At 72.4% G+C, this 6,301-nt stretch carries 2 protein-coding genes; one reads left to right on the top strand and one right to left on the bottom strand.

All coding sequences use genetic code 11. From position 1 onward, the window contains the following. Positions 1-4,106, bottom strand: a 4,106-nt coding sequence (locus B7767_RS47275; protein WP_218775791.1) for a type I polyketide synthase, incomplete at its 3' end; no start/stop codon positions are given. Positions 4,107-6,095: 1,989 nt separating this feature from the next. Between B7767_RS47275 and B7767_RS46360 the strand changes: the two genes are divergently transcribed. Continuing rightward, positions 6,096-6,301: hypothetical protein (locus B7767_RS46360; protein ID WP_179167135.1), on the top strand; the 206-nt coding region annotated here is incomplete at its 3' end.

Raw genomic sequence — 6,301 nt, 5'->3', positions numbered from 1 at the left:
ATGCCGGCGGCGGCCTGGGCGTGACCGATGTTGGACTTCAGCGAGCCGAGCCACAGGGGCTCTTCACGGTTCTGCCCGTAGGTGGCGAGCAGGGCCTGCGCCTCGATCGGGTCACCCAGGGTGGTGCCGGTGCCGTGCGCCTCGACCGCGTCGACCTGGTCGGGAGTGAGGCGGGCGTTGGCGAGTGCGGCGTTGATGACGCGCTGCTGGGAGGGGCCGTTGGGTGCGGTCAGGCCGTTGCTGGCGCCGTCCTGGTTGACGGCGGAGCCGCGGATGACGGCCAGGACGGTGTGTCCGTTGGCCTCGGCGTCGGAGAGCCGTTCGAGCAGGACCATGCCCGCGCCCTCGGCCCAGGCGGTGCCGTCGGCGCCCGCCGCGAACGACTTGCACCGGCCGTCCGGGGCCAGCCCGCGCTGCTGCCCGAACTCCACGAACATGCCCGCGGTCGCCATGACCGTGACGCCGCCCGCCAGGGCCAGCGTGCAGTCCCCGACCCGCAGGGACTGCACCGCCTGGTGCATCGCGACGAGCGACGAGGAGCATGCCGTGTCGATCGTCACCGCCGGACCCTCGAGACCGAAGGTGTAGGCGAGACGTCCCGAGGCGACACTCGCGGTGTTGCCGGTGAGCAGATAGCCCCCCAGCCCGTCACCGCCCTCGTGCAGCCGCGGACCGTACTCCTGCGACATGGCGCCCACGAACACGCCGGTGCTGCTGCCGTGCAGCTCGCCCGGGTCGATTCCGGCGCGTTCGAACGCCTCCCAGGCGACCTGCAGGAGGACCCGCTGCTGCGGGTCCATCGCGGTGGCCTCACGCGGGCTGATGCCGAAGAACTCCGTGTCGAACTCGGCGGCCTCGTGGAGGAACCCGCCCCGCCGCGTGTAGGTCTTGCCGCGGACACCGGGCTCGGGGTCGTACAGGCCGTCCAGGTCCCAGCCCCGGTCGGTGGGGAACCCCGAGATCGCGTCCACACCGTCCTCGACCAGCCGCCACAGGTCCTCGGGTGAGCCGGCACCGCCGGGGAAGCGGCAGGCCATACCGACGATCACGATCGGGTCGTCGGCGTCCACCGCCGAGGCCGTCGGCACCACGGCCGGTGACGTGACGTCGCCCAGAGCCAGTTCGCACAGCCGCCGGGCGAGCCGGGACGGGCTCGGGTGGTCGTAGACGACGGTCTCCGGCAGCGCCAGCCCGGTGGCCTCCGCGAGGCTCTGGCGGAGCTGGACCGCCATCGTGGAGTCCAGGCCCAGCTCACGGAACGCCTGGTCGACGCCGACCGTGTCCGTGCTCAGGTGACCGAGCACGATGGCCGTGCGCAGTCGCACCAGCTTCAGCGCCTCACGGTCGCGCTCGTCCCGCGGCAGGCCGGCCAGCCGGTCCGACCACGTCGGACCCGCCCCCGCGGCCTCCTCGCTCTCTTCCAGCAGGCGGGGGACGGCGGTCCGCGCGGTGGACTCGAAGGCGGCCGAGACCTCCGGCCAGTAACTCTTGTGCTGGAAGGCGTAGGTGGGAAGCGCGACGCGGCGCGGCGTGCGTCCCGCGAAGACGGCGGACCAGTCCACGGCAAGGCCGCGCACGTGAAGCTCCGCCAGGGAGGTGAGCAGCGGCGGCCACGGCGCTTCGTTGCGTCGCAGCGACCCCACGACCACCGCGTCCGGCAGCGTCTCCCGCAATCCGAGAGTGAGGACGGGATGCGGGCTCGACTCCACGAACGTGCCGAAGCCGTCCTCCGCCATGGCCCGGAGCGTCGCCTCGAAGAGGACGGGCTGACGGAGATTGGTGTACCAGTACCCGGCGTCGAGCCCGGCCGTGTCGATGGCGCTCGCGGTGACCGTCGAGTAGAACTCGAGATCGCCCGAACGCGGTGTCACTCCGGCGAGCTGCTCCAGCAGCTGCTCCCGGATGGCTTCCATGTGCGGCGAGTGCGAGGCGAAGTCCACGGCGGGGACGGCCTTCGCGCGGACTCCGTCCGCCTCGCAACGGGCCAGCAGCCCGGCCACGGCGTCGGGAGCCCCGGCCACGACGGTGGTGCCGGGCCCGTTGACCGCCGCGATGCTCAGCTCGCCGTCGAAGGGGGCGATGTACTCGGCGACGCGATCGGCCGGCAGCGGCACCGACGCCAGGGCTCCGGTGCCGGCCAGCGTCATGATCGTCCGGCTGCGCAGCGCCACGATCCTGGCGGCGTCCTCCAGGTCGAGGGCGCCCGCGATGTGCGCTGCGGCGACCTCGCCCTGTGAGTGCCCGACCACCGCGTCCGGCCGCAGGCCCAGCGACTCCCACACCCGGGCGAGCGAGACCATCACCGCGAAGAGCACGGGCTGGACGACGTCCGCGCGGTCCAGGGCGGGCGTCCCGGGCTCGGAGTTGAGCGTGTCCACCAGCGACCAGTCGACGTACGGGGCGAGAGCGTCGTGGCACGCCTCGATCGAGGCGCGGAAGACCGGCGAGGTGCGGAGCAGCTCCCGTGCCATGCCCTCCCACTGCGAGCCCTGTCCCGGGAAGACCAGCGCGACCTTGCCGTGGTCGCCGGTGACGCCGGTGACGAGCCCCGGGATCTCGGCGCCGGTCCGCAACGCCTCCAACTGTGCGTCGTGGTCGGGACCGAGGGCGACGGCGCGATGTCCGAAGTGCGTGCGGGTGCCGGCCAGCGACGAGCCGATGTCGAACGCGTCGCCGTCCGCCGTCCGCCATGCCAGCAGCCGGCCCGCCTGGGCGCGCAGGGCCGCTTCCGTACGTCCGGACACCGGCCACGGAGCCAGCGGGATCTCCGGCTCGCCGGGCTGCGGCGCGTCCCCCTCGGGCGCGGTCCGCCCGGGCACCTCACCGAGCACGACGTGGCAGTTCGTCCCGCCCACGCCGAAGGAACTGACTCCGGCCAGCAGCGGTGCGTCCGGCCACGGGCCGTGCGCGGTCTGCACACGCAGGTTCAGCGCCCCGAGGTCGATGTCCGGGTTGGGCGTCTCGTAGTTGAGGCTCGCCGGGATCTCCCGGTGCCGGATGCTCAGCGCCGTCTTGATCAGCCCGACGATGCCCGCCGCGCCCTCCAGGTGCCCGACGTTGGTCTTGACCGAGCCGACGAGGACGGGTGAGTCCGCAGGACGCGCGCTGCCGTACGCGGCGCCCACGCCGGCCGCCTCCAGCGGGTCGCCCGTCGGGGTGCCCGTCCCGTGCAGTTCCACGTAGCGCACCTGCCGCGGGTCCACGCCCGCGTCCTCGCAGGCCTTCCGCAGCACCGCTGCCTGGGCCTCGGCGCTGGGCACGGTGAGGCCTTCGGTGGCACCGTCGTTGTTGACCGCGCTGCCGAGGACGACCCCGTACACCGTGTCCCCGTCGCGCACCGCGTGCGCCAGCGGCTTCAGCACGACGACTCCGCCGCCCTCACCGCGCACGTATCCGTTGGCACGGCTGTCGAAGGTGAAGCAGCGTCCGTCCGGCGACAGACCGCCGAACCGTCCGGCGATCTCGGCGCTCTCCGGCGCGAAGTTGAGCGCCACACCGCCCGCCAGCGCCAGGGTGCACTCGCCCCTGCGCAGACTGTCCACCGCCAGGTGTACCGCGACCAGCGACGACGACTGTGCCGAATCCACCGTCAGGCTCGGGCCGTTGAGGCCCAGCGCGTAGGACACCCGGTTGGCGATGCCACCGCGGTTCAGACCCGGCAGCGAGTGCTGCGTGATCGCGCCACCGCGCTGTGCCAGCGCCGCGTAGTCACCCGCGATCGCCCCGACGATGACGCCCGTCGCGGTGGAGCGCAGCGTCTCCGGGACGACGCCCGCGTCCTCCAGCGCTTCCCAGGCCAGTTCGGCGAACAGCCGCTGCTGCGGGTCGATCGCCACGGCCTCGCGCGGCGAGATACCGAAGAACTCGGCGTCGAACCCGTCCACCCGGTCGAGGAACCCGCCCCGGCGCAGTCCGGCACGGTGCCGCTCCGGCGCGTCCGGCAGCACCTCGTCCGGGTCCCAGCGGTCCGGCGGTACCTCGGTGATCGCGCTGCGGCCCGCTCGCAACATCTCCCAGAAGGCGCCGGCGTCCGGTGCCTGGGGGAGGCGGCACGACAGGCCGATGATGGCGATGGCGTCAGTACCGTGCACAAGATCACTCGTCATGGTGGCGAGCGCCTCCCTCATCATGCGCTCCGAAAACGCCGGGCTGGCGTTCGTCCTGAGGGATCGATGATCGGCCGCGCCGGCCACCCCCAGCTACCCGTAGAGCCCCCTACGTGTGCTGTCCGGGGACGTTGGTCGCACACGGCGATGACCGAACCGCGGGAACGGGGAAGGGCGCGCCCCGGAACCATCGCCGGCGACATCGACGGTGAGGACCGGTCAAGGCCTGACGCGGAGGGGTCCGGTGCCGGGTCGCGGGAGCTGGAGGATCTCGGACGGAGGGAATCCGCCCCCGCCCCCGACGCGCCGAGGGCTCCACTCCCGATCAGCCCGTCCATATCGACGGAGGGGACGGCATATCCCGTATGGCGGGAACTCGACCTCCGCCGTCTCGCCGTCGACCGCGGCTGCCGCGTCTTCCGGAAACCCGATCACTTCGTGCACCGCATTCCCGATCCCCGTCTCATGACCGGGTGGTGCACGGATCCGACGGCCGGCCGATCGGACCGGCACCTCCCCTCCTCACGGAAGAAGAGTTCGATGCCGTCCGGGAAAGGCTCGATCGGAACGCCGGACACGGACGTGAGTCCTCCCGGGGGAAAGAAGCCGTCCCTCTTCCTCGGGGCGATCAAGCGCGGCAGATGCGGGGCCGACATGTGCGAGCGCGTACCGGCCGGGAAGCGGTGGGACGGAACGGCCAAGGCGTACTCCTGCACCGGAGAGCCGCGCGGTGCCCCGAACTTCGACCCCGACGAGATGTACGGGCACCGGCAGGCACAGTCCTTGACCGGTCGGGAGACTTCGAGGCGGTCCACCGCTAATACGCCCGGGTGCGGAGAACCCGGCGCGGCGGCACGGAAATCCGGGCGTCTGTCGAGTAACGCATGGACGGTCTCGCCCCCGGCGGCGCATTCGCGGTCGGTGGGTTCGTCCGGGAGCAAGCGGAGGAAATGTTCCAGGATCTCAGTGGCGAATTGAAGAAGAGCGACCCGGAGAAAATAAAGGATCGCTGGATGTGCAAGCCCATGGACGTCCCCACCGCCAGTGCTGGACTACGCCGGTAACGGAAAAATGGAGAACCGGAACATTCCGGCCTTCTCGTATCGGGTAACGTGAAGAGCAGCCTGGTCGTGGAGGAAGAATGCTTCAAGCGGGCCGTTCGAACCGCCGAGCACACCCGGGTGCGAACCCCCACAACGGTCGTCACGAGCGACTCGCGGCGACAAAAGGCCGCGCGCATCCATGAAGCCGCACGACCTCGTCCGGGTGGGCGGCCACTCCGTTCTCGACAACCGTCTCGCGGAACGTGGGCGACCCGTCCCGCCATGCCCGGCGACACCTGGATGCCTTCTGGCGCGCGGCGGTGTCGCCGGAGCCCGCGCGTTGTACGGCTTCGGCCCGCCGTGGCTCGGGAAGCACGGGGAGCGGGTGAACACGATGTCCGTGCCATGGTGCGAACCGAGCGCCGACGTCACCGCCTCGCGCCCGGTTCTGTCGCCACCGCCGAGCCGGCTGCGCTTCCTGCGACTGATCCGGGACAGACGGCCGCCGTACGCTCCGGGGGCGCGTCGAGCCGCGCCGCCGTCCCCTCGGGGTCCGTGGTGTGGCGGACGGTGCGGATGCCGAGAGCTCCGGCCGGCGGCGGATTCCCGGCGTGGTCACCGACGAACACGCGCTCCGGTCCGGTCGGACCCGGTGCGTCCGGCACCCGCCGGCAGGCGAACGCCGACGGTTTCCGGACGCCTTCCCTCCCGGGAAGGATCACCGCGTCGAACGTGCCTTCCCGGTGCCCGGTGCCCGGTGCCCGGTACGGGGCTCCGGGCCGAAGCCGCTCGACAGCGTCGCCCCCTTGGTTCCGGCGGCACGGCCGCGGTCCGTGGCGGCCACGACGGCCGGCTCGGGGCGCGGGAGACTCCTTGCGAGACGCATGCCGCACGGGCGGCTCCCGGCGCAACCGGATACCGGCAACACGGCAGGGACCGTCAGGAGATGCGACGTACCGTGTGCCGGGCCGCCTGCGCCCGCGGGCGCACCACCGACAGGCCGGTACTGACGTGCGGCGGCCGGGCCACTGCCCGGCCCACCATGCCGACGGCGTCCTCGGCGACCGGCAAGGCCGGGCACGCCCGCACGGGCGGCGTCGGGCTCCTCGCCGCCGCCGTGGTGGAGACCGGGGAGGACTCCCCGGTCCGGCC

It is taken from the genome of Streptomyces sp. 13-12-16 (genome assembly GCF_002114215.1).
Lineage (GTDB): Bacteria > Actinomycetota > Actinomycetes > Streptomycetales > Streptomycetaceae > Streptomyces.
The sequence above is the reverse complement of the archived record's forward strand: the minus strand, read 5'-3'. Positions and strand labels throughout refer to the sequence as shown.